The organism is Paenibacillus paludis (genome assembly GCF_042610515.1).
Taxonomy (GTDB): domain Bacteria; phylum Bacillota; class Bacilli; order Paenibacillales; family Paenibacillaceae; genus Paenibacillus_AQ.
Genome location: NZ_JBGJZP010000031.1, coordinates 1 through 23,086 on the forward strand (window position 1 = coordinate 1; position 23,086 = coordinate 23,086).

At 54.2% G+C, this 23,086-nt stretch carries 19 protein-coding genes; 18 read left to right on the forward strand and 1 reads right to left on the reverse strand.

Going from position 1 to position 23,086, the window contains the following annotated elements; all coding sequences use genetic code 11:
- Window positions 1–783: 783 nt before the first annotated feature.
- From ACAN56_RS33075 to ACAN56_RS33160, 18 genes are all read left to right on the forward strand, one after another.
- Window positions 784–2,361 (forward strand): PucR family transcriptional regulator, encoded by a 1,578-nt coding sequence (locus ACAN56_RS33075; RefSeq protein ID WP_379148078.1) that lies wholly within the window; start codon window positions 784–786, stop codon window positions 2,359–2,361.
- Window positions 2,362–2,436: 75 nt separating this feature from the next.
- Window positions 2,437–3,576: an XdhC family protein gene (locus ACAN56_RS33080; RefSeq protein WP_379148080.1), complete on the forward strand. Its 1,140-nt coding sequence runs from the start codon at window positions 2,437–2,439 to the stop codon at window positions 3,574–3,576.
- On the forward strand, window positions 3,524–4,084 hold the full coding sequence (locus ACAN56_RS33085) for an NTP transferase domain-containing protein (RefSeq protein WP_379148082.1): 561 nt from the start codon (window positions 3,524–3,526) through the stop codon (window positions 4,082–4,084). Before ACAN56_RS33080 ends, ACAN56_RS33085 begins: the two co-directional genes overlap by 53 nt.
- 217 nt (window positions 4,085–4,301) lie before the next feature.
- A complete protein-coding gene (locus ACAN56_RS33090) occupies window positions 4,302–5,465 on the forward strand; it encodes a BMP family ABC transporter substrate-binding protein (RefSeq protein WP_038587323.1) in 1,164 nt (387 codons plus the stop codon).
- Between the two features lie 107 nt (window positions 5,466–5,572).
- Complete coding sequence (locus tag ACAN56_RS33095; RefSeq protein WP_038587325.1) at window positions 5,573–7,105, forward strand: ABC transporter ATP-binding protein; 1,533 nt, start codon at window positions 5,573–5,575, stop codon at window positions 7,103–7,105.
- Window positions 7,102–8,217 (forward strand): ABC transporter permease, encoded by a 1,116-nt coding sequence (locus tag ACAN56_RS33100; RefSeq protein ID WP_038587327.1) that lies wholly within the window; start codon window positions 7,102–7,104, stop codon window positions 8,215–8,217. Before ACAN56_RS33095 ends, ACAN56_RS33100 begins: the two co-directional genes overlap by 4 nt.
- A gap of 30 nt (window positions 8,218–8,247) precedes the next feature.
- Window positions 8,248–9,177: an ABC transporter permease gene (locus tag ACAN56_RS33105; RefSeq protein ID WP_038587328.1), complete on the forward strand. Its 930-nt coding sequence runs from the start codon at window positions 8,248–8,250 to the stop codon at window positions 9,175–9,177.
- A gap of 76 nt (window positions 9,178–9,253) precedes the next feature.
- Window positions 9,254–10,162 (forward strand): FAD binding domain-containing protein, encoded by a 909-nt coding sequence (locus tag ACAN56_RS33110; RefSeq protein ID WP_379148086.1) that lies wholly within the window; start codon window positions 9,254–9,256, stop codon window positions 10,160–10,162.
- Between the two features lie 36 nt (window positions 10,163–10,198).
- Window positions 10,199–12,520: a xanthine dehydrogenase subunit D gene (gene pucD / locus ACAN56_RS33115; RefSeq protein WP_379148148.1), complete on the forward strand. Its 2,322-nt coding sequence runs from the start codon at window positions 10,199–10,201 to the stop codon at window positions 12,518–12,520.
- A 7-nt stretch (window positions 12,521–12,527) separates the two neighbouring features.
- Entirely contained in the window at window positions 12,528–13,058 is a 531-nt protein-coding gene (locus tag ACAN56_RS33120; RefSeq protein WP_379148151.1) for a (2Fe-2S)-binding protein, read from the forward strand.
- Window positions 13,055–13,576: a 2-oxo-4-hydroxy-4-carboxy-5-ureidoimidazoline decarboxylase gene (gene uraD, locus ACAN56_RS33125; RefSeq protein WP_379148088.1), complete on the forward strand. Its 522-nt coding sequence runs from the start codon at window positions 13,055–13,057 to the stop codon at window positions 13,574–13,576. Before ACAN56_RS33120 ends, uraD begins: the two co-directional genes overlap by 4 nt.
- A gap of 71 nt (window positions 13,577–13,647) precedes the next feature.
- The gene (locus ACAN56_RS33130) at window positions 13,648–13,974 is read left to right on the forward strand and encodes a hypothetical protein (RefSeq protein ID WP_038587336.1); all 327 of its coding nucleotides are present in this window, start codon (window positions 13,648–13,650) and stop codon (window positions 13,972–13,974) included.
- Complete coding sequence (gene uraH, locus ACAN56_RS33135) at window positions 13,971–14,360, forward strand: hydroxyisourate hydrolase (protein WP_038587338.1); 390 nt, start codon at window positions 13,971–13,973, stop codon at window positions 14,358–14,360. The genes ACAN56_RS33130 and uraH overlap by 4 nt, the downstream gene beginning before the upstream one ends.
- A gap of 39 nt (window positions 14,361–14,399) precedes the next feature.
- Window positions 14,400–15,794 (forward strand): allantoinase, encoded by a 1,395-nt coding sequence (locus tag ACAN56_RS33140; RefSeq protein WP_379148092.1) that lies wholly within the window; start codon window positions 14,400–14,402, stop codon window positions 15,792–15,794.
- Window positions 15,791–17,086, forward strand: coding sequence for a Zn-dependent hydrolase (locus tag ACAN56_RS33145; protein WP_379148094.1), 1,296 nt, complete (start codon window positions 15,791–15,793; stop codon window positions 17,084–17,086). The genes ACAN56_RS33140 and ACAN56_RS33145 overlap by 4 nt, the downstream gene beginning before the upstream one ends.
- A 22-nt stretch (window positions 17,087–17,108) precedes the next feature.
- Window positions 17,109–18,341, forward strand: a complete 1,233-nt coding sequence (locus ACAN56_RS33150) for a pyridoxal-phosphate-dependent aminotransferase family protein (protein WP_379148096.1) — start codon at window positions 17,109–17,111, stop codon at window positions 18,339–18,341.
- A 298-nt stretch (window positions 18,342–18,639) separates the two neighbouring features.
- Window positions 18,640–20,445 (forward strand): adenine deaminase, encoded by a 1,806-nt coding sequence (locus ACAN56_RS33155; protein WP_231578390.1) that lies wholly within the window; start codon window positions 18,640–18,642, stop codon window positions 20,443–20,445.
- Between the two features lie 378 nt (window positions 20,446–20,823).
- Complete coding sequence (locus ACAN56_RS33160) at window positions 20,824–21,276, forward strand: IDEAL domain-containing protein (protein ID WP_038587350.1); 453 nt, start codon at window positions 20,824–20,826, stop codon at window positions 21,274–21,276.
- 385 nt (window positions 21,277–21,661) lie between these two features.
- On the opposite strand, the gene hemH is transcribed toward ACAN56_RS33160, so the two are convergent.
- Window positions 21,662–22,678: a ferrochelatase gene (gene hemH, locus ACAN56_RS33165; protein ID WP_379148099.1), complete on the reverse strand. Its 1,017-nt coding sequence runs from the start codon at window positions 22,676–22,678 to the stop codon at window positions 21,662–21,664.
- Between the last annotated feature and the right edge of the window lie 408 nt (window positions 22,679–23,086).

Below are 23,086 nucleotides of genomic sequence, written 5' to 3' on the forward strand. Positions count from 1 at the left end.
TGACAGCCGATTTCAAAAAAATAAAAAACATGGGGTTTGTTTTGGTATGTGTACTTTGGTGTTCTGAAGAAACTTTATTTTCAGGGCAGAATTTATATGCTGCACGCTATATATTATCTTTCTATTTCTCGCTGAAACGGATACCGTCCTTTTGAGGACGGCGAAGCCGTTTCCACTTGTATGCATATTGGACAATGAATGATTTAGGTGTATTCTCTGCAACTATTGGAGCTAATTCAGCCGGAAACCAGAGAATAGATGTAGTCTGTACAATTAAAAACAGTGAATTTGAGTCTTTCGGCTAAAATCAGCTCAAATAGATGTACGGAATACAATTAAAGGCTGCGTGGCGGGAGAAATTCACTATTTAACTGTACAGAGTGCAATTATCGAACGTTGAGGAGCCGAAGGGCAGTCAGCCGCTGCAAATCTCATGGTTGCCGTACCCCTGCTGATGCGATAAAACGCATAATACACAGTAACTGTACAGAGTGCAATTATCGAACGTTGAGGAGCCGAAGGGCAGTCAGCTGCTGCAAATCTCATGGTTGCCCTACCCATGCTGATGCGATAAACGCATAATACACAGGCTGCTTTTCCATGATTTTGCAGACGGTCCATAAGCAATAGTTAAAACTTTGCGATTCGTGTTATGTTTTATTACATATAAAATCTAAATTTTCACTTTTATCTTTCCATAACGGTTCATTTTATTTATAATGTTACATAAAGTAACATAAATACGGAATTCATTATATATGAACTTGTATAAGGAGGGGTGGCATGCATCTTACGGTTGAAGAAGCGTTGTCCATTTATCCTTTATCCGAAGCCAGACTGATTGCCGGCTCCAAGGGGAAACACCGGATTATCAAGTCGATTAATGTGATGGATGCCCCTGATATCTCAGATTGGATCAAAGAAGGAGAAATGCTGCTTACAACAGCTTATCTGATCAAGGATAGTCCCCAGGATGCCTCTGCACTGCTGCAGACGCTGAACCGCCGCGGCTCCGCCGGCCTTGGCATCAAGCTGGGCCGTTTCTGGGACGCTGTTCCGGAGAAGCTCGTAGCTGAAGCGGAAACGCTGAACTTTCCGCTGATCGAGCTGCCGTTCCAATTTACGTTCTCGGACCAGATGAACGGCCTGTTTCGCGCCGAGCTGTCGCGCAGCACAAGCGTGCTGCAGAGCATGATGGAGAAGCAACGGAAGCTGATGCGGTTTGCGCTCCGCTCGGGACGCTGCGGTCCGTTATTTGACTCCGTATCCGAGGTGATCGGTTACCCGCTGGCGGTCATCAGTGCCCGGGGCGACGCCATTTACAACAATTCGGAGTATTCAGCGGCGTTACTGCTGGAGGGCTGGCCTTGGCAGAACCGCAATGGGCGCTTCCGCATCGGTGACAAGGTTGGTTTCCGTATCCCGCTGCTGCAAGGGGAGAAATGCACAGGTTATCTTTTATATTGTTCTATTGATCCTCTGCTGCTACCTGTGGAAGAAAGCCTGTTTGTTCAAGGAGCTGAACTGATTTCTTATCATATTCATGCGGGTTATGAGGACTATTTCGAGCATGCTGAGCACCGGGAGTTCAGTGGACTGCTGCGCCGTTGCCTGAGCGGCGGATTGTCGTGTAACGATCTGTCCCAGGCTGCCGCCAGGCTGGAGGTGACGCTGCTGCAATCCCCTTTCCAGCTGCTGCTAACCGATACGGCCGCCACCGGGGAATCCAGACAAGGCGAATTGCTCCGCCTTAAGGAAAAGTTCATCGAGCATCCGGTACTGAGGGAAATGAAAGCTATTCATGTCGTTGTGGATGAAGGTCTGCTCTCGCTGTATCCTGCGGGTCAGCACAGTCCCGATCAGTTCCGTGAGCTGATCAATGATTGTTTTCATAATCTCAAGTTCGGCAAGGGTTATTATCCGCAGGCAGCTGTGAGCAGCACCAAGGTTAAGCCGGAAGGTCTGAAGGAAGCTTTTGCAGAGGTCAAGGAATGTATGGGCATGGTGCAGCACTGGGGTGCGCACGGAAATGTGGTGCATTACAGACAGCTTGAACTGAATCTTCTGCTGAGTCAGATACCGGCAGAAACAATGGAGAAATATTGCAATGGCAGCCTGCGTGGACTGCTGAGCCGGGAGCCGGAATATATCAAGGAAATGCTGCACACGCTGGAGGTCTATCTGGACAATGACGGCCATGTAAATGAGACAGCCAAAAAGCTGTTTATTCACCGCAATACCGCAACCTACCGGATCGAGAAGCTTAGCGAGCTGCTGGATGTTGATTTCAAGAAGATCAATGATTTGATGAGGCTGAAGCTGGTATTCCTGTTCCGCAAAATGCTGGAGCGCGAAACCTGAGCGGCTGTTGCGAAATGTATGGCACAAGAGCCGCCACCCTGAACGGGCGGAATTACGGAGGAGGGAGCAAGCTATATGAGTACACATGATATTGTACTGCACATCCACGACAATGCTGCCCCTGCGGTGCTTGCAACCCTGATTGGGGTGGAAGGTCATTCTTACCGGAAACCGGGAGCGGCTATGCTGTTTTTTGCAGGAGGAACCCTGGGGAGTCTTAGTCCGGGTTGCCTGGAGAGCGACCTGGAGCTTCGTACGCAGGAGGTTTGGGATCGCTGCCTTCCGGAACTGGTGGAGTATGACATGCTGTCTCCCGATGATTTTTCCTGGGGGGAGGCTGTCGGCTGCGGCGGCAAAATCAAAGTGATTCTTGAACCGGTCCGTGGAGAGCTGCGCCGGCTGTTGGGAGAAATCTATATGCGGATGGCCGCAGGTGAGAGCCTGATGCTTCTTCGTGAAGCTGCCGCCGTTGCAGGGTACCGGTATACTGTCGAAACTTTCGGCGCTGAACAACAATCTTTTTCTAATCAGAGAAGTGCAGGGGGGAGCTGTCTGGTGGAAAAAGGGCGGAGTCCGCTTCCCGGAACATCGGCAGCAGCCGGTCCGTCGCTCGAACTCTTCAACACTCTATTCGTGCCGAAGCCACGGCTTGTTATCTTTGGCGGTGGACTGGATTCCCGTCCCGTGGCGGACCTTGCGGCAAAATCAGGATTTCGGATTGCCGTCGCTGACTGGCGGGAAGGCAGCCTGCAGCATGAATTTCCCGGTGCCGAACGGGTGATTTGTTCCCCGTCCGAGGCAGCAGCCCGTCTTAGGATAACCTCTGAGGATTATGTGCTGATCTGCAGCCATCAATCCCAGCGCGACCGACAGTTTCTGGAAAGTCTTCTGCCGGTGTCTCCGCGTTATATCGGAATCATCGGCTCCAAGGTCCGGATTGCGCTGCTGCTGGAGGGGCTGGAGCCGCCTGCATCGCTGCACGCCCCTGTAGGGCTGTCTATCGGCGCGGAAGGGCCGGAGGAAATTGCAGTCAGCATTGTGGCCGAGATTATTCAAATCAGAAGGGCAGGCTCGCGTGAGCTGCCGAAAGGAGTGGAGAGCGTTGAAAGTAGCCGGTATCTATCTGGCAGCAGGGCAGAGCAGACGAATGGGAGTATCCAAGGTGTCGCTTCAGCTATCGCAAGAGGTGTCACTCGGGAGCGTCGCGCTCAGTGAACTGGACCGCTGTGCCCTTTCGCCGTTAATCGTTGTCGTGCGGGCCGATGATGACCTCAAATGGCTGCCTCCAGCCGGTGAGCGGAGCACTAGGCGTACGGAAACCTGCCTGACCGCCCACTTGGGCTTATCCTTTTCCCTGCGCTGCGGGTTGAATGCGATCCTGCCTATGCAGCCTGATGCCGCCATCGTGGCTTTGGCTGACCAGCCGTTTATTACTGCGTCTTTGGTGAACCGGCTGATAGACACTTATGAGCGGAATCCGGGGCTGGACTATGTAGCCAGCACCCATGAAGGTTTGGCCATGCCGCCGGCGCTCTTTTCCAAAGAGATGTTCACGGTGCTCCAGGGACTGGACGGCGACAAAGGTGCGGCAGGGATTTTGCGCTCGCCCGATTATAAGGGGATGGTGCTGGAGACGGATTCCGCCCATTGCTTTATGGATGCTGACACAGAAATGGATTTTGGGGAGATCCGCAAGGAATGGAGCCTTAGGAGTGGAAGCTGACATGGTTTGAGCGGTTTATAGATATATGTTAGAAACAATCACATATTTCAAGCTTATCCAGCCCCTTTATAGTGCGTAAAGCACAAAAAAAGCTAAACTTCTTATAAAATAGCACAAACGTATGTTATATAAATTTACGTAACCTTCAGGTCTCAGTATAGTAGAGATACATTAATGGCTGCGGTCATTAGGAGAGATTTCCTGGAGGAGGAGAGTTATGAAAAGAAGGGGTCAGGGATTTACTTTCAGCTTCGTGTTAATGTTCCTCATGGCGTTAGTCCTGGCAGGCTGCGGAAGCAACAACAATGCGGCTTCAAATGCAACAGAAGCACCGGCGGCAACCAATGCGGGTACAACATCAGAGGCGGCAACAACAGAGCCGGCAGCAGAGAAGCCGACGGTTGCTTTTGTCTATATCGGGCCTCCTGGTGACGGCGGTTATACGTATCAGCATGATCAAGGCCGTTTGTACATGGAGAAAGAGCTCGGCATTAAAGCGGACTTCGTAGAGAATGTTCCGGAAAGTGCCGATGCAGAACGTATCATCACGGAGCTAGCACAGTCCCATGACATCGTATTTACTACAAGTTTTGGATATATGGACTTCACACTGAGTGTAGCGGGCAAGTTCCCCAATGTGAAATTCCTCCATGCCTCCGGCTACAAAACAGCGGAGAACATGGGCACTTACTTCGGAAAAAATTATCAAGCGAGTTATCTGAGCGGTATCGCGGCAGGCAAAATGACCAAGAACAATCATCTTGGCTACGTAGGAGCTTTTCCGATCAGTGAAGTTATCTATAATCTTAATGCATTCACGCTGGGAGCACAGAGTGTCAACCCGGACATTAAGGTGGATGTAGTGTGGACGAATACTTGGTATGACCCGGCAACCGAACGCCAGGCGGCGATCAGTCTTCTGGATAAAGGCGCGGATGTGCTGCTGGCGTATCAGGATTCTCCGGCCACATTGCAGGCGGCCAAAGAACGTGGTGCGTTTGCTGGAGGCAATGACTCCGATATGAGTAAGTACGCACCGGACAATTATTTGACCAACCCTGTATGGAACTGGGGTCCTTACTACGTGAAGGCTGTCCAGTCCGTAATGGACGGAACGTGGAAGAGCGAGCAATACTCCGGGGATATGGCGGACGGCATGGTAGAGCTTGCGCCGTTTGGCAACAAGGTTCCTGAGGATGTGAAGCAGCTGGTGGAAGCTGCCAAAGCCAAGATCATCAGCGGCGAACTGGATGTGTTCACAGGACCGATCTCCGATAACAAAGGCAATGTTGTGGTTCAGGAAGGCCAAAAGCTGACGCTTGAGGAAGTCCTCTCCATGGAATGGCTGGCCAAAGGCGTAATAGGCACGATCTCGAAATAATTCGTTTTCTACAATTGCATACAGTATGGCCTTATGGGTGGGGCGGGTTCCGGGAAGGGGAACCTTCCCCACCCGTCCTACAAGTATAAGGAAAGGAGCGTCCCATAATGCAGAATCATTCAGTTGAAATGCGCGGAATTGTGAAGAGGTTCGGAGCCGTAACGGCAAGCGATCAAGTCGATTTTTCGGCAAATGCGGGTGAAATTCATGCGTTGCTTGGTGAGAACGGAGCAGGGAAAAGCACGGTCATGAGCATGCTGTCAGGGGTATACCGGGCGGATGAAGGCGAACTTTTCATTCACGGTAAACTGGCCAAAATCCGTTCCCCCAAGGATGCAGCATCCCTCGGCGTAGGCATGGTATTTCAAAATTTCAGACTGGTGCAAAGTCTCACGGCAGCAGAGAACATCGTGCTTGGCGAAAAGTCGTCTTTCTGGCGTGGAAGCAAATGGATGAAAAATAAGCATTTGGAGATTGAGGCGCTGGCTGAGCGTTTCGGGCTGAAGTTTCCGGTAGACTGCCCGATCTGGCAGCTGTCTGTCGGTGAACAGCAACGTGTGGAAATCGTCAAAACGCTGTACCGCGGCGCGGATATCATCATTCTGGATGAGCCAACCTCCGTGTTAACCCCGGGTGAGGCGGAGCAGCTGTTCGAAACGCTGAAGGTAATGAAGCAGGCGGGGAAGACGGTGATCATGACCACACATAAAATGAAGGAAGTTATGGCTTCTTCCGACCGTATTTCCGTTATGCGCAAAGGGAAAATGATCGCTACGCTGAACACGGCGCAGACAGATGAACTGGAGCTGGCCCGGCTGATGGTGGGCCGGGAGGTTACGATCAGCCGCCAGGAGCGGGAAGTTACCCAAGGTGAGGCTCTGCTGGTTGTGCGGAATTTGGACGTCGCTGCCGATCACGGCCGTAAAGCGCTGGACGGTTTGTCCCTGACTGTAAATGAAGGGGAGATCGTAGGAGTCGCAGGTGTTGCCGGCAATGGACAAAAGGAGCTGGCGGAAGTGCTTACGGGGCTTAGGACTTGGCGGAGCGGCGAGATTATATTTGACGGCAGTCCGGTAAAAGCGGCTTCGGTGCGGGGCGCAATTGATTCGGGAATATCTCATGTGCCGGAGAACCGGATGAAGAGCGGCCTTGCCGGACGGCTGGGCTCAGTGGACAATCTGCTGTTCAAGTCCTACCGCAGTGAAGAGCACTCCAAACTCGGCTTTCTGAAGGCGGCGAAGAACCGTTCCTGGTCGCGGGAGCTGGTTGAGCGCTTCAATGTGAAAACTCCCGAGCTGGATACGCCAGTCCAGCAAATGTCGGGCGGCAATCAGCAGAAGCTGCTGTTTGCCCGGGAGGTCAGCCACAACCCTAAGCTGATGGTGGCGGTTCACCCGACGCAAGGTCTGGATGTGGGCGCGACAGCCGGTGTCCATGAACTGCTGATGGAGCTGCGCGGCTCAGGCAGCGGAGTGCTGCTCATCTCGGAGGATCTGGATGAACTGCTGCAATTATCCGACCGGATATTGGTGATTTATAACGGTTCGATCATTGGGGAAAGTGACCATGAGACTGCAGATAGAGAGAGAATTGGCTTGCTGATGGCCGGGATTCAGAATAGGGAGGAGAGCGCCGTATGAGTCCGAAGAATATAAGCAATGCTGCAGTGCTTGATCCTGTTCCGGCCAAACCGGGCAACCGGTCCAAGCTGCGGCTGGAGTATGATTCAAGCCGAACCCGCTCTCCGTGGTGGACTCCCGTTCTGTCTGTCATTCTGGCCCTGCTGCTCTGCGCGGTGTTTATTGCCGCCAACGGTATGAGTCCCGTGGTCGTATACGAGAAGATGTTCCGCGGTGCTTTTGGCACCTCTTACGGTCTTACCGAAACGATGGTCAAGGCCATTCCCCTGCTGCTCTGCGGACTCGGCATTGCTGTAGCCTACCGGATTTCCGTCTGGAACATCGGCGCGGAAGGACAATTGACGGTCGGAGCGATGGCAGCTACGGCAGTGACGATTTATTTTCCCGATTTGCCTTCATTCTGGTCCATTTCCCTGATGCTGGTGTTCGGCACTGCCGCAGGTGCGCTCTGGGGACTGATGACGGCAATTCCGCGGACGCATTTCGGGGTCAATGAGCTGATTACATCACTGATGCTGAATTACGTTGCACTGCTTGCCCTTGATTATGTGGTATTCGGGCCCTGGAAAGATCCGAAGGGCTTTAACTTCCCGGGCTCTCCGATGTTTACCGCCGCCCAGTCCCTGCCGGTTCTCGGTACCACAAGGCTGCACATTGGGCTGATCTTCGGCCTTGTCGCTGTGGCTATCTATTATCTGATGATTAAGTTTACCCGCTGGGGTTATGAGCTGCGGCTGATTGGTGCCAATCCGACGGCTGCCCGTTATGCAGGTATCCATATCAAACGCCATATTATTGTCGTAATGCTGATTAGCGGCGGTCTTGCCGGAATTGCCGGAATGGCAGAGGTTTCCGGAGTTACGCATAAGCTGATGCAGGGGATTTCTCCGGGTTACGGATACACTGCGATCATTGTCGCCTGGCTTGCCAAGCTGAATCCGCTCGGACTGATTGTCACTTCGATTCTTTTCGGCGGCCTGATTGTCGGCGGCTATAGTGTACAGACCATCGGACTGCCTTCGTCCATTTCGGAAATGCTGCAGGGCTCGATCCTGTTCTTCCTGATTGCAGGGGATATGATTCACCGTTTCCGCTTCCGCCGGAGCGCATAGCTGTTTCTGCTGAGAGAAGGGAGTTAAGCCATGGATTTCACTACACAGTTATTAATAGCCGCCATTTCCGCCGGAACGCCGCTGCTGCTGGCTACACTAGGAGGCATCCTGAATGAGCGTGCAGGGATTATCCAGCTTGGCGCTGAAGGGCTGATGCTGATGGGGGCGGTAACCACCTGCATCATCTACATCCGCAGCGGCAGCCTGCTGCTGGCTCTGCTCGCAGCGGTGGCCGTCACCGCCTTGCTAGGCCTGGTGCATTCGTTTCTCACCGTCACACTCCGGGCGAACCAGACGATGTCCGGCCTGGCCATGACCTTGTTCGGCAGCGGGCTCAGCGCCTATCTGGGCAAGTCCATCAGCGGATTGCCGCTGCCGGGAACTTCGCCGAAGCTGGATCTAGGCTGGGTCAAGTCAGTCCCGGTGATAGGAGATCTCTTCGGCAGGTTGGATTACCTGACCTGGTTCAGTCTGTTGCTCGTTCTGGTGCTGCATCTGCTGATTCACCATACCTCCTGGGGACTGCATTTACGTGCGGTCGGGGACAGTCCGGCCACGGCGGATGTTATGGGGATCCGCGTGCAGCTGATCCGCTACAGCTACGTGACAGCCGGTGCGGCATTGATCGGCCTTGCGGGTGCGGATATGGTGCTGGCATACGCGCCAACCTGGAATGAAGGCCTCACGGCAGGACGCGGCTGGATTGCCGTCGGGCTGGTGATCTTCGCCAGATGGAATCCGCTGCGTGCCCTCTTTTGCGCTTATTTCTTTGGTGCACTGGATTCGCTCGGTTTCCGCCTTCAGCTGCTCGGCAGTGCAATTCCGCCTTATTTCCTTAAGATGATTCCGTACGTCGTAACGATTCTCGTGCTGATGTACCTCGGTTACCGCAACCGCAACAAACCATCCGGCACGCCGGAGTCACTGGGTACACCTTATATCCGCGAGCAGCGTTTTTGACGCAGCGGCGGTGATTGAATCAGCGAGATGAATATAATGCATGGAAGAAATGCCAACTGGTGAGGAGGCGGAAGTGATGGGAGCTATATGGAGTGAAAAGCCGGCTCCCCCGGCAGTGCATCAGCCCCGCAGCCTGCAGGAGGCATGGGAGCTGAAGACGATATTAGGCGAAGGAGCCGTATATGTATCCGGCGGAACGCTGCTGCGGACGCAATGGGAAGCGGGGACGGCTCCTCTGCCGCAGCAGATGATCGATTTACGGAATATCGCCGGGATGGGTGAAATCGGACTCGCCGAAGATTATTTAACCATAGGTTCTCTGGTTTCGCTGTCGCAATGCCGCGGGAACCTGGATTTGCGGGAGATCACTCCGGCGGTGCAGGAGGCGGCGCGCAACATCGCCGCACCCGCAGTGCGCAATCTGGCTACACTTGGCGGCAATATATCTTCCGGTTATGGAGATATTCTCCCGGCGCTGCTGGTTTACGATGCCGAAGTGGCCTCCTTTGACGGCAAATTCCTTTCGGTGCAGCCTGTCGAAGCCTGGCTGAAACGCCGCTGGAGCGGAGAGAAGCCGGCAGCTGAACTTCTTGCCGGGATCCGCTTTCCTTCGGCAGGCTATGAACACGAGGAGTGGAGTAAGCTGGAGATCTTTCGCAAGGTGGGGCGGCGGGATGCCTTTACAGCCTCGCTCGTTACCATAGCTGTTGCGGCAACTTTCGATGCCGCAGGCCGCAGCTTGAATGGTGTCCGCATTGCAGCAGGCGGAGGTACCAGCAGACCACAGCGGCTTCCGGCGGCTGAAGCGGTTCTGGAGGGTGCTGTCTACAGCGACAGTCTGATGGCTGCAGTGTACGAGGCGGTGGAGAGCAGCTTTGACTCATATAGCGATCCTTTTGCCACCGAAGCCTATAAGCGGAAAACCGCGGGCAATCTCATCGTTTCTGAATTGTGGAAGGGCTTGAATGCAGGCGGAGGAAAGTAAACGTTATAGAAAATTAGGTGGATTGGGGTGAGGGGAATGCTGCTGAACAAGGAAGCCAGCGGAAGCCGCTGGCGTACACGGCCCGACGGGCAGGGGAAAGTATCCGGCAAGCTGCAGTATTTAACCGACATGAGCGCCGAAGGGATGCTGACCGGACGGGTGCTGCGCAGCCATCAGGCCCATGCCCGCATTCTGTCTATCCGCACGGCAAAGGCACTTGAGGTTCCTGGAGTACATGCGGTCATTACCCATGAGGATGTGCCCGGGCTGAACGGCTTCGGCATTGCTCTGCCGCATCAGCCAGTATTCTGCAGCGACCGGGTGCGTTATACCGGCGACGCGATTGCTGCTGTAGCTGCGGACAGCGATGAAATTGCCGAATATGCGCTTTCGCTGATTGAAGTAGACTATGAGCTGCTGCCGCTGCTGGAGGATGCCGAGGAAGCCATGAAGCCCGAGGCGATCCTGCTGCATGAAGAGGGTAATGTGCTTCATCATACGGAATACCGCAAGGGCGAACCGGCAGCGGCGTTCGCAGGCTGTGCCCATGTTGTGGAAGAGACCTACTGGACGCCGCGCCAGATGCATACGTACATGGAGACCGAAGGCGGATTGTTTATCCCGGAGTCAAACGGAAGGCTTACGGTCTACTCAGCAACACAGCATGGTCTGATGGACCGCAGGCAGCTGTCGCGGATACTGAATCTCCCGGAGGAGGATATCCGGGTCATTTCCAGTCCGATCGGCGGTTCGTTCGGCGGCAAAGACGAGTTGAATGTCCAGCCGTATGGAGCGCTGCTCGCACTGCGGACCCGGCGTCCGGTCCGGCTGCATAATTCCCGCGCGGAATCGGTGCGCGCCGGGCTGAAGCGCCATCCCATGAAGATTACAATGAAGACCGGCTGCGACAGCGAGGGGATGATCATGGCCCATCAGGTGCGGATTATTTCTGATACCGGGGCCTATGCGACACTGGGGGCGGAAGTGCTGAATTTTGCCACAGAGCATGTGGTAGGTCCCTATCAGATCCGCCATGTGGAGGTGGAGGGCTTTGCGGTATATACGAACAATGGTGTATCCGGTGAATTTCGCGGCTTTGGCGGCAATCAGGCGATCTTTGCCCTGGAAGGGCAGGTAGACCGTCTCGCTGAACGGCTGAATCTGGATCCGTGGGAGCTGCGCCGCCGGAACTTGCGGCGCTACGGCGATCCAGGGCCGCTTGGGCAGGAGATCGCCCAGACGCACGGGGCGATGCAGGTGTGGGAGGCGCTGGCGGCATCTCCGCTGATGCAGGAAGCGGAGTTGCCTCATGTTGGAGCTGATGATTCAGAGGCTCCAGGTACTCCGGCTGCGATGCCGAAGGAGCCGTGGATTGTGACCGGAACCGGCGCAGCGATCGCCATGCACGGCGCAGGTCTCGGTTACGGTATTCCCGATCCGGGAGGCGGACGGCTGTCGCTGGCACTGGACGGCAAGATCGAGGCTGTCTTCGGCTACGAGGAGTTCGGCCAAGGGCTGATAGCGACATTGGAGCAGATGCTGATCGAGCAGTACGGATTTGCCGCAGATGACCTTAGGATTGTCATTGGCGATACGGATGTAGTGCCGGACAGCGGCTCCAGCACTGCTTCCCGTTCCACAAGCATGATGTGGATGGCGCTGAAGCGGCTGCATCCGGATTTTACAGCCCGGCTGCTGGAAGCCGCAGCGGCCAGGACGGGAGCAGCGGTTGAAGGCTTGAAGCCCGGCCCCGGAGGAATCCGGCATAAGGATGGCGGGCTGCTGCTGTCCTATACGGAGCTTGCGCGCAGCATCACAGAGCCGATTGTCTGTGAGACAGTGTTCAAATATCCGACCACCAAGCTGGAACGGGTGGGTGCCCATTTTCTGTACACGTATTCCGCCATCGCGGTTAAGGTGGAGATCAATCTGCTGACCGGACGGGTCCGCGTGACCGATCAGTATCATGCGGTAGCGGCAGGTCCCGTTGCCAATCCGCAAGGCTATCTGGGACAGATTGAAGGCGGCAGCAGTATGGCCATCGGCTTTGCATTAACGGAAGATGCGGTAATGGCTGGCGGCAGCTATGTAACGAAGAACATGGATACGTATCTGGTTCCTACGATTGTCGATATGAACGGCAGCATCCAGGTGCAGCCGATTGAAGATTTACCGGAGCATGATACTTACGGCCCCCGCGGCATTGGGGAAGTCGGTTCGGTCAATCTGGCCCCCGCAGTCGCTTCTGCTGTATTCCAGGCGGTTCACAAACGGGTCAACCGGCTGCCGATCGAGCCCGAATGGCTGCAGGCTACGCCGTTTATTCCGCAGAAGGCGGTGAAGACGCATGTCGGATAACTACGAATTGGACATCAAGGATAGTCAACCTGGACTTGCGCCAAAACAGGCAGCGAGGGATAGCGGGGCGGGGTTCACATTGAACTGCATCATCAACGGCAAAGCGGTATCTAAGGAGGTTCCGCCGTCCCGCCGGCTGCTGAGTATTCTGCGCGAGGATTTGGAGCTTACCGGAACCAAAAGATCCTGCGAAATTGGCCGCTGCGGAGCCTGCATGGTTCTGATCGACGGCCGGCCGGTCAACTCTTGCCTGACGATGGCTTATCAATGCGAGGGAACGGAGATTACAACCATTGAAGGGCTCAGTGAAGCGGGGCTGCATCCTGTGCAGCGTGCTTTTCTGGAAGAGGGAGGATTTCAGTGCGGCTACTGCACACCGGGGATGGTGATCTCGGTAGTCGCCCTGCTGGAGGAGAATCCGTCGCCTTCGCAGGAGGAAGTGGAAGAAGCGCTGTCGGGGAATATTTGCCGCTGCACCGGTTATGGCGGGATCTTGCGTGCAGTAAACAAAGCGATAGAAAGCGGGGCGGACCGATGACTGTGCCGGATGATTTTTTAACGCTGGATAAGATTAATGGGCTTGGCAAAGAGGAATTCGTGAGAATCCTTGGAGGGATATTTGAGCATTCACCCTGGGTGGCGGAGGGGACTTACGGGCATATTCCTTTTCAGTCCGTGGAACAGCTGCACGGTGTCATGCTGGAAACGGCGCGAAGTGCGGAGCGAAGCCGGATTGAGGAGCTGCTGAGGTCCCATCCTGATCTGGCCACGCGGCTGCAGGTCACGCCGCTGTCGGCGGCAGAACAGCAGGGGGCAGGTCTGGATCAGCTGACGCCTGTTGAGTTCGAGCGTTTGACCGGGTTGAATACGGCGTATACGGAGAAGTTTCATTTCCCTTTTATTCTCGCTGTACGCGGCAAAAACAAGGATGACATTATCAAAGCGATCGGGGAACGGGTCAACCGTTCATTGGCGGAGGAATGGGAGCAGGCGCTCTATGAAATCGGCAAAATCACCAGCTTCCGGCTCCGCGATCTGATAACGGAAGAAAAATGATGCATTTAAAACGATGCAGCTAAAACTGAATCAATGCTGCATTCACTACACAACCCGCAGGAGGGATCACCATGCCGGAACGGATGAAGGTACACGCCAAAAGACGGCAGAATGAGCAATTGGATGAGCAACTGAACAGACCACTGAACGGACATTGGATTAAACATCGGATTGAACTAATAAAGCATGGAACGAAAGGTTCCAATAACTTCAACTTTGAAAATTCAACGGAAAAAGCTTGGCAGTGGGCTGGCATCCGTGTGATGGATATATCTCTCTTGCTGAAGTCAGGTTGGAAGGACGGGGGCCGGTGCATGCTCCGCAGGATATATCTGCGGGATGGACTGCCATGCCGGATTATAGTTAGTACCGTGGTTCCCGGAGGGATTCCGGCATGAGCGGGCGGCTGACTACCCACGTTCTCGACCTGTCCGGGGGCATCCCTGCTGCCGGCATGGCACTTCAGCTATGGAGGCTGGAAGACGGGGCAGCTTCACTGCTGCGCGAAGCCGTAACGAATGCCGATGGCAGATTGGACGCTCCGCTGCTGGAAGGTGCAGAACTGGCAGCCGGCAGCTATGAGCTGCTGTTTATGGCCGGAGATTATTTTCGCAGCAGCGGTTTGCTGTTTGAAGCCTCCGGAGAAGGGAACAGTGCTGATGGAGCCGCCCCTTTCTTTCTCGAACAAATCCCGATCCGCTTCAATATAACTGATCCGTCCGCCCATTATCATGTTCCGCTGCTGGTAGCTCCCGGAGGGTACAGCACGTACCGGGGAAGCTAATGAAATCATAAAGATCAGATGACCGGAGGTGACCGATTCATGGAAGTAACCTATGAGCTTATCATCAAAAATGGAGATGTAGTGCTCCCCGGGGAAGTGCTTAAGCTGGATATCGGGGTGAAGGACGGCAAGATCGCTGCCCTCGGCAAGCAGCTTGCGGCAGGAGCGGATACCCGCATCCTTGATGCGGAAGGACTATATGTGCTGCCGGGCATGATTGACATGCATGTCCACTTTAATGAACCGGCACTGGGCCATTGGGAAGGCTTCCGTACCGGTTCGGCGGCGCTGGCGGCAGGAGGCATCACCTGTTATGCAGATATGCCGCTGAACGGCAACCCGCCAACGGTCAATCAAGCCGCGCTGCAGCTCAAGGCAGAAGCCGCATCCGGGAACTCTGCAGTGGATTATGTGCTGTGGGGCGGACTCGTTCCCGGCAATCTGGAAGATTTGGAGCAGCTGGCGGCAGCCGGGGTTACAGGCTTTAAGGCCTTTATCTCCAACCCCGGCGGTGAAGGGGAGGGGAGATTCCGCGAGGTGGACGATGATACCCTGTACCAAGGGATGAAGAAAATTGCTGCGCTCGGCGGCATTCTTGCACTGCATGCAGAGAGCGAGGAGTTGACGGCGGTGTTGTCGGCCGACGCCCTGCGCAGCGGGCGGACCGGAGCGCGCGATTTTGCCGCTTCCCGCCCGGCGGAAGCTGAGCTGGAGGCGGTAGCCAGAGCGCTGCTATACAGTGAGCGAACCGGCTGCCGGCTGCACTTCGTGCATATCAGCACTTCTGCCGCGATTGAAATGATTCATGCTGCCAAGCTGCGCGGCCTTGATGTTACTGCGGAAACCTGCCCCCACTATCTCATCCTGAGTGGGGATAACATGGAGGAACTGGGACCGCTGGCCAAATGTGCACCCCCGCTGCGCAGCCTGGAGGAACAAGAACGCTTGTGGAAGGTACTCGCAGACGGTAAAATCGATCTCATCGCCTCGGACCATTCGCCTTGTCCGACAGAGCTTAAGCTTGCTCCCGGATTGTCTTTTTTTGAAGCGTGGGGCGGTATTTCCGGCGCACAGAGCAGCCTGGAACTGATGTTCCACGAAGGAGTGAATGTGCGTGGACTGCCAGTTACGCAGATTTCTGCGCTGCTGTCAGGACTTCCGGCGCGGCGATTCGGGCTGGATCACCGTAAAGGCTCGATCGCACCCGGGCTGGATGCCGATCTGGTACTGCTGAATCCGGATCACTCCTATACCTTGGCGGCAGAAGATCTGTTATACCGTCATAAACATAGTCCTTATACCGGAATGACCTTGTCCTGCAAGGTAATGGCAACGCTCAGCCGGGGTACGGTTGTCTACAACGCGGAACAAGGTGTGGTGGCCGAAGGCGGCGGGGAATGGCTGCGGACCTATGAAGGGCAGCCCTCTATATGAATACGCCGCTGATTCAGGCACCGGCCCGGGAGATGCTGATGCTGCTGGAGGGGCTTGCTGCTTTCAGCGCCCCCGGACCCGGGGTTACCAGGCTGCTGTACACACCGGAATGGCTTCAGGCCCAGCAGTTTCTGCAGGAGCGGATGGCCGGGATGGGCCTGGCGGTCAGGACAGACAGGGTGGGGAATGTTTATGGACGGCTCGGCGGATCACAACCGGACAGTAAAGTGATATTAACCGGATCTCATATTGATACGGTTCTGAACGGCGGCAAATATGACGGCGCTTATGGAATAGCCGCCGCCATGACGGCTCTGAATTATTTGCAGCAGACCTTCGGGCAGCCGCTGCGGACCCTGGAGGTTGTATCCTTCAGCGAAGAAGAAGGCAGCAGGTTTCCCTTGACCTTCTGGGGATCGGGCCATGTTACGGGCCTATATGATGGAAGCGAAGCTGAGACTGCCGCCGATTCAGAGGGTGTAACGATAAAATCAGCGATGGAAGCCTGCGGTTTAAGCTCGGAGCACCCGCTAGGAGATCTCCGGGATCTCGGAGATCATAAAGCTGTTGCGGCAGGACAAACGGCAGCCAGAACAGATATCGGCGCTTTTGTCGAATTGCATATTGAACAGGGGATTGTGCTGGAACAATCCGCGCTGCAGATTGGGGTCGTGCAGGCCATCGCCGGCCAGAGGCGCTTTACCGTTAAGGTCGGCGGAACTGCCAATCATGCAGGCACAACACCGATGCTGCACCGGCGGGATGCGCTTGCCGGTGCAGCGGAAATGCTGCTGGAGCTGGAACGCTCTGCGGTGGAAGCCGGAGATCCGCTGGTAGCCACTTCAGGCAGGCTTGAGGTTTACCCGGGCACACCAAATGTTATTCCGGGGGACGTGCAGTTTACGCTGGACATCCGCCACAGTGAGGCGAAAAGGCTGGAGAGCTTCTGCTCTGGAGTGATGGCTGGATTTGAGGACATTGCAGCCAGGCGGGGACTAGCGCTGGAAGTGGTCAGGACGTTGTCCACAGCGCCTGCGCCTATGGATCAAGGCCTGAGCAGGACGCTGGAACAGATCTGCCTGAGTCAGGGGAAAACCTTCCGCACCATGATCAGCGGAGCAGGACATGATGCCCAGCTGTTTGCGTCCGGATGCCGGACAGCCATGATTTTTGTGCCCAGCCGGGCGGGAATCAGCCATTCCCCGGATGAATACTCGTCGCCGGAGGAGCTGGCAGCCGGGCTGGATGTCTTAACAGCTATGTTATATGAATTAGCCTATAAAGAGAGCTGAGTTAGCCTAGGGAGAGATGATTATGAAGCGGTACGAAGATTTGTCGCCGTCTCTGCGGTGCATTATGACCCCGGGTCCGGTGGAAGTCGATCCGCGCGTGCTGCGGGCCATGTCTTTTCCGGTATTGGGACAGTTCGATCCCGAATTTACGGGTATTATGAATGAAACGATGGAGATGCTGCGGGAACTGTTCGTTACGGACAATCAATGGGCTTTCCCTGTGGACGGCACTTCACGCTCCGGAATCGAAGCGGCAATGGTCAGTTTGATTGCTCCGGGGGACCGGGTGCTGATCCCGATTTTTGGCCGCTTCGGCCATTTGCTGCATGAAATCGCCGAACGCTGCGGGGCAGAGGTGCTGACGCTTGAGAAGGAATGGGGTTGCGTGTTTGACCCCGAGGAAGTGATTGCAGCCATGAAGAGCTTCAAGCCTGATATCGTAGCAATCGTACATGGAGAGACCTCCACGGGACGTGTGCAGCCGCTGGCCGGCATCGGGCGGGCCTGCCGTGAGCAGGATGCCCTGCTGATTGTGGATGCGGTGGCGACGATCGGAGGTGTGCCCGTGGAGACGGATGCCTGGATGCTGGATGCCGTGATCGGCGGCACGCAGAAATGCCTGTCCATTCCTTCGGGCATGGCCCCGGTTACGTACAATGCACGGGCGGAGGCCAAGCTCCTGAAGCGCAAGCGGGTGGAGCGTGGCCTGAGGACCGGTGAGGTCCAGGCTGAAGCGCTGGATTTTGTGCGCAGCAATTATTTTGACCTGGGAATGCTTCAGGATTACTGGAGCCCCCAGCGGCTGAATCATCATACAGAGATGACCTCCATGCTTTATGCGCTGCGCGAAGGGCTGCGGCTGGTGCTTGAGGAAGGGCTGGAGGCCCGGCATGCCCGGCATGCGCTGCATGAAGCGGCGCTAGTTGCCGGACTTACGGCAATGGGGCTGAAGCTGTACGGAGATCCGCAGAGCAAACTGACGGTGGTGACCTGTGTGCTGATTCCTGAGGGCGTTGACGGGGAAGCCGTGCGGACAATGCTGCTGGAACGCTTCGGCATTGAGATTGCCAGTTCCTTCGGGCCGTTAAAAGGGCGGATCTGGCGCATCGGTACGATGGGCTTCAGCTGCCGGGAGAATAATGTGCTGCGCCTGCTCGGTGCGCTGGAGGGGGCGCTGCTGCGGCATGGGCATGCTGTTCCCGCCGGGCTTGGCGTTCAGGCGGCACTTGACGTATATGATGCAAAAGTAAGATAATCGGTTGAATACTGCAGCCGGTCGAATGTAGGTAACAGGTGCTGTCCGGATGAAACGGACGGCCTGCGCTTTAACCAAGAAACGGCTTGCGTCCTGCAAAGGGCAGTAAGGCCGTTTTTCTTAAAATATATGAATTTATATGCTTCTCGCTATAAATTATCCTTCTATTTCTCGCATAAACGGATACCGTCCTTTTGAAGACGGCGAGCCGTTTCCACTTGATATACAAGGTCATAGTTGTTTAACGCTGTAACTCAGTTTGTAGTTATGTGCAAGATATCGGAGGGGAGTGGAAGTCATGACTTATATTAGAAAACCTTTGGCGGATTGTGTGCCTGAGCTTGTGGCTACAGCCCGCGGCGATCAGCCGGCATCTTTGGTAATAACCGGCGGGAAGCTGGTCAATGTAATCTCCGGTGAAATTCTGGAGGGAATGTCTGTTGCGGTACAGGGGGGACGCATCGCCTATGTCGGCAAGGATGTTTCGCACACGATAGGAGCAGGCACGCAGGTCATTGATGCAGCCGGCAGATATATCGCTCCGGGACTGCTTGACGGACATTGTCATATTGAGAGCACACAGCTGACAGCAACGGAATTTGCCCGTGCGGTCCTGCCGCTCGGGACAACTGGCGGGTTCTTCGACGCGCATGAGATTGCCAATGTGTTCGGACTGAAGGGCATCAAGCTGATGCTGGATGAGATGCGCGGCACACCGCTTGCCGCTTATATGCAGGTAGCGTCCTGTGTGCCTTCGGCGGGAGCTGAATTCGAAACAACCGGCGCTTCTATCGGACCGGAGGAAGTGGCGGAGGCTTATACCTGGGGGCCGGATGTCATTGCCCTCGGTGAGGTGATGAACTTTCCGGGCGTAGTCTACGGCGATGAGAAAATGCTCGGCGAGATCCAGGCTACACTGCGGGCCGGCAGATACGTGGATGGGCATTTTACCTGGCCGTCCAGTGACTGGAGACTACCGGTCTATGCGGCAGCGGGTGTAACCGGTGACCATGAGTGTGTTACCGCAGAAGATGTGATCGAGCGTGTCCGTCTGGGGATGTATGCCAAAATGCGCCGCGGTTCCGCCTGGCATGATGTGGCGAAGACGATCACAGCGCATACCGAACACGGGCTGGAGACGCGCCGTATGATGCTCGTTACCGATGACCGCAGCTCGGAATCACTGCGGGATGAAGGACATATGGATTTTGTGGTGCGCCATGCCATTTCCCAGGGTGTGAAGCCTGTCACTGCCTTCCAGATGGCAACGATCAATACCGCCGAGCGCTTCGGGGTAGCCCGCGATATCGGCTCAATTACTCCGGGCTCCTGCGCAGATATTATTTTGCTGGACGGGAATTTGGCCGATGTCAACGTCGTTATGACCATTGCCGCAGGTGTGGTCGTGGCCGAGAATGGCATCATGACGGCCTCGCTGCCGGCATTCACCTACCCGCAGGAAGTGCTGGCGTCCGTTCATTTGCCGCAGCTTCCGGTTCCTGATGATTTTATTATCCATGCTCCCGTGGAGTCAGGCAGTGTTGCTGTCCGGGTCATTAAGGTCATCGAGAACCATGTGGAGACCGGTGAACTCATTGTGCAGCGTCCCGTGAAGGACGGCAAGCTGCAGGTGGGAGACGGCCTATGCAAAATCGCTGTATTCGAACGGCATAAAGGAACCGGCAACAAATCGGTCGGGCTTGTGGAGGGGATTGGCTTCCATGAACCGGCGGCAATCGCCATGACCGTTGCCCACGACAGCCACAATGTGCTGATCATCGGCAACGATGATGAACTGATGGCCAAGGCCGCCCGGGCTGTAGCTGAAGCGCAGGGTGGAGTGGCTGTAATTACCGGCGGCGGCACGACCTTGTTCCCGCTTGCAATTGCCGGACTTATGTCCGCAGAACCGTTTGAGACCGCAGCCGCCCAGTCCGCTGCTATCAGCAAAGCTCTGTACGATGCGGGCTGCACACTGAATTATGCTTTTATGACGCTGTCACTGCTTGCGCTTGCGGTAATTCCGACCTTGCGCATATCGGATAAAGGACTGGTACGCATCTCTCCGGAAGAGGGAATTCAGCTTGTAACATTATTTTGCTAAGGCTGTCTTAATCTTATAGTGACAAGTTTGAATTGAATAGAATGCGCTCTACTAAATGGGGTGTCTCTTAGTCTGAATGCAGACAGAGATACCCCATTTCGCTATGAAATTGGTCCTTATATGGCGGCGTGGCAATATGAGGGGAAGCCCTTTTTTGAGTCGGAAGTCGCAGGGGAAAGGTATTTTCTTAGATTTGAGGGCATATATTTAACCATTTCATCACATATTGAAACTATTTATTATAAAATTTTAATGAAAAACATTAACAAAATAATGAAAATAGACGATAATACCTATAAATTAATTAAAATTATTGCCAAATCGTGATTATCAGACAAAATGACTGAAAGTTCAAATATATGGAACGGGGTGGATGAGATGATCAAATTAGAAACGCAGGACATCGTGAATATTACTATAAAGCAAATTGCCGGTATTTTTAAAATGGAGCCGCTTGAGTTGAGATTTGTGAATGATTTTCAAGGAGAACAATATCTCTTAACGAATGACAAGCTGCATCTCAACAACCAGCATTACTGGGCAAAAGTTATGGAATGTGTTTTCGACAATCATGTCAGACCGGTTCTGATGTGTGAAGTGCTCTACTTCCTGCGCAATGAATTTCTGGAGAGCGACATCAAGCTCAGCTTCTCCTATGATTTTGCCGAAGGCGCAGACGGAGCGGCAACAGTATCTGCGGAAGTCAGCTTTAATGATTCACCGGAACTGCAGCCGGGAGAAATTGCCGAACTGATTGATTTTGCACTGTCCCTCCAGGACAAACAATGGTTTGAGGAACTGACCTCCAAATACAAACAACTGACTGCATGAGATTGGTGCACAGTTCTATCATACCCGCATTTAATAAGCCGCCCTGTCCGCAGTGTTCATCTGCGCAAGGGGCGGCTTATTTCTTTGATATATAGATTGAACTTATAATTCTTCTATTTTGGGATTGGCCGTGACTCCAGAGAATATTTGGACTTCCGGCCGCTGTTAGGTTTGGATTTCCTGAATTTAACCGCGAATCGCGGTAGAAATCCAAACCTTGCCCATGCTTCCGAAGTGAGCTTTCCTGCGGAAAGCTTTCAGGCGGACGCTATCGCTCCTCCAGTTCCAAAATTCCCCTCCGCTACTTTTCCCTAAATGTATATTCTCAAGTTCATTCTATGTAGATACTTTATTTACTATGGGTTCAAATGCACTATAAAACAGCTTACTTCAGCCAGCCTTGAGCGTTCTCACTAACCATTTGTGCCAGAAAGTCCAGCCATTCTTCACTGTCGTTCAAACAGGGGGCGGCAAGGAAGGAGTCTGCTTGTCCACCTCCGGCAGCAAATTGCTCTCTTCCTTCCACAGCAAGCTCATGCAATGTCTCCAGGCAATCGGTCACAAGTCCGGGTGAAAAAATCATCGGCCGCTGAATCCCGCGTCCGGCCAGCCCCTTCAGGACATCCTCTGTAGATGGCCCGATCCATTCCTCGCGGCCAAAACGGGATTGAAATGAGATTTGCCAATCCCCGGACGCCCAATTCATCGCTTCTGCGAGCAGGCGGGCCGTTTCCAGACACTGCTCCGGGTAGGGGTCTCCGGTCTCTGCATATCTGCTGGGAATCCCGTGAAAGGTCAGCACGAAGTAATCCGGTTTAGTGTTTATTTTACGTAGTTCTCGCAGTAAAAGCTCTTTCATGGCAAGGATATACCCCGGTGCATTATAGTAGGCTTCCATAAACCGGAGTGCGGGTACAAAACGTTTGGATACCGGTCCGGCAGCGCTGCGGCGCCCGAGAGCGGCAAAGCAGGCGGCGTCGTAGACGGATGCTGTGGTAGTAGAAGAATATTGCGGAAACAAGGGGACCACGATGATCCGGGTCACTCCGGAGGACTCCAGTTTAGCAAATGCCTGTTCCATGCCGGGCTCACTGTAGGCAAGACCCAGCTCCACCTGATAACGGCTGCCGAGCAGCTTTTGCAGTCCGGCCACCTGGGCCTGTGAATGAAGCAGCAGTGGGGAACCTTCCTTGAGCCAGATTTCGCTGTAGAGCTTGGCAGACCGGCGCGGCCTTACCCGTAAAATAATTCCGCGCAGCAGCGGCTGCCACAGCAGAGGGGGATAATCAATGATCCGGCGGTCGGAGAGGAACCTCCGCAGATAAGGGCGTACCGACTTGGCGGTGGGGGCGTCAGGTGTTCCGATTTGGGCGAGAATGACGCCGATAGAGGGCTGATTCAACGTAGTGAACGCTCCTTTACATTAACATGACATCGTTATAAAGTATCATAATCCTCTTTGTAAGTACAATACAGGACATCACATTATTATCATATGACGGAGTAAATGGGAGTATTTGAGAGATAAAAAATTTATTGAATTAAAATAAAATGAAAATAGTGATGTTTCTAATAGGGTGTGTGATTTTATGTACAGAGAAGCCAAGCTTTGATTTGATACCATCAAGCCAGAAATTGCCTCTAGCAGACATGAACTAATAAATGTGAATTAATTCACCTATATATGTGAATTGTTTCACCTTTTGAATGGGATATTCGTAAGAGCTCTTCTATGGTGCATGGGATAGCTAACGGGAGGACGGGAAAGGGGGGATGACCTCTTAGGAGGAAGCAGGATCTTCTTCTTAAG

Coding starts and splice junctions, on each gene's coding strand:
- ACAN56_RS33075 (WP_379148078.1), top strand. CDS start 784: ATGCATCTTACGGTTGAAGAAGCGTTGTCCATTTATCCTTTATCCGAA.
- ACAN56_RS33080 (WP_379148080.1), top strand. CDS start 2,437: ATGAGTACACATGATATTGTACTGCACATCCACGACAATGCTGCCCCT.
- ACAN56_RS33090 (WP_038587323.1), top strand. CDS start 4,302: ATGAAAAGAAGGGGTCAGGGATTTACTTTCAGCTTCGTGTTAATGTTC.
- ACAN56_RS33095 (WP_038587325.1), top strand. CDS start 5,573: ATGCAGAATCATTCAGTTGAAATGCGCGGAATTGTGAAGAGGTTCGGA.
- ACAN56_RS33100 (WP_038587327.1), top strand. CDS start 7,102: ATGAGTCCGAAGAATATAAGCAATGCTGCAGTGCTTGATCCTGTTCCG.
- ACAN56_RS33105 (WP_038587328.1), top strand. CDS start 8,248: ATGGATTTCACTACACAGTTATTAATAGCCGCCATTTCCGCCGGAACG.
- ACAN56_RS33110 (WP_379148086.1), top strand. CDS start 9,254: ATGGGAGCTATATGGAGTGAAAAGCCGGCTCCCCCGGCAGTGCATCAG.
- pucD (WP_379148148.1), top strand. CDS start 10,199: ATGCTGCTGAACAAGGAAGCCAGCGGAAGCCGCTGGCGTACACGGCCC.
- uraD (WP_379148088.1), top strand. CDS start 13,055: ATGACTGTGCCGGATGATTTTTTAACGCTGGATAAGATTAATGGGCTT.
- ACAN56_RS33130 (WP_038587336.1), top strand. CDS start 13,648: ATGCCGGAACGGATGAAGGTACACGCCAAAAGACGGCAGAATGAGCAA.
- uraH (WP_038587338.1), top strand. CDS start 13,971: ATGAGCGGGCGGCTGACTACCCACGTTCTCGACCTGTCCGGGGGCATC.
- ACAN56_RS33140 (WP_379148092.1), top strand. CDS start 14,400: ATGGAAGTAACCTATGAGCTTATCATCAAAAATGGAGATGTAGTGCTC.
- ACAN56_RS33145 (WP_379148094.1), top strand. CDS start 15,791: ATGAATACGCCGCTGATTCAGGCACCGGCCCGGGAGATGCTGATGCTG.
- ACAN56_RS33150 (WP_379148096.1), top strand. CDS start 17,109: ATGAAGCGGTACGAAGATTTGTCGCCGTCTCTGCGGTGCATTATGACC.
- ACAN56_RS33155 (WP_231578390.1), top strand. CDS start 18,640: ATGACTTATATTAGAAAACCTTTGGCGGATTGTGTGCCTGAGCTTGTG.
- ACAN56_RS33160 (WP_038587350.1), top strand. CDS start 20,824: ATGATCAAATTAGAAACGCAGGACATCGTGAATATTACTATAAAGCAA.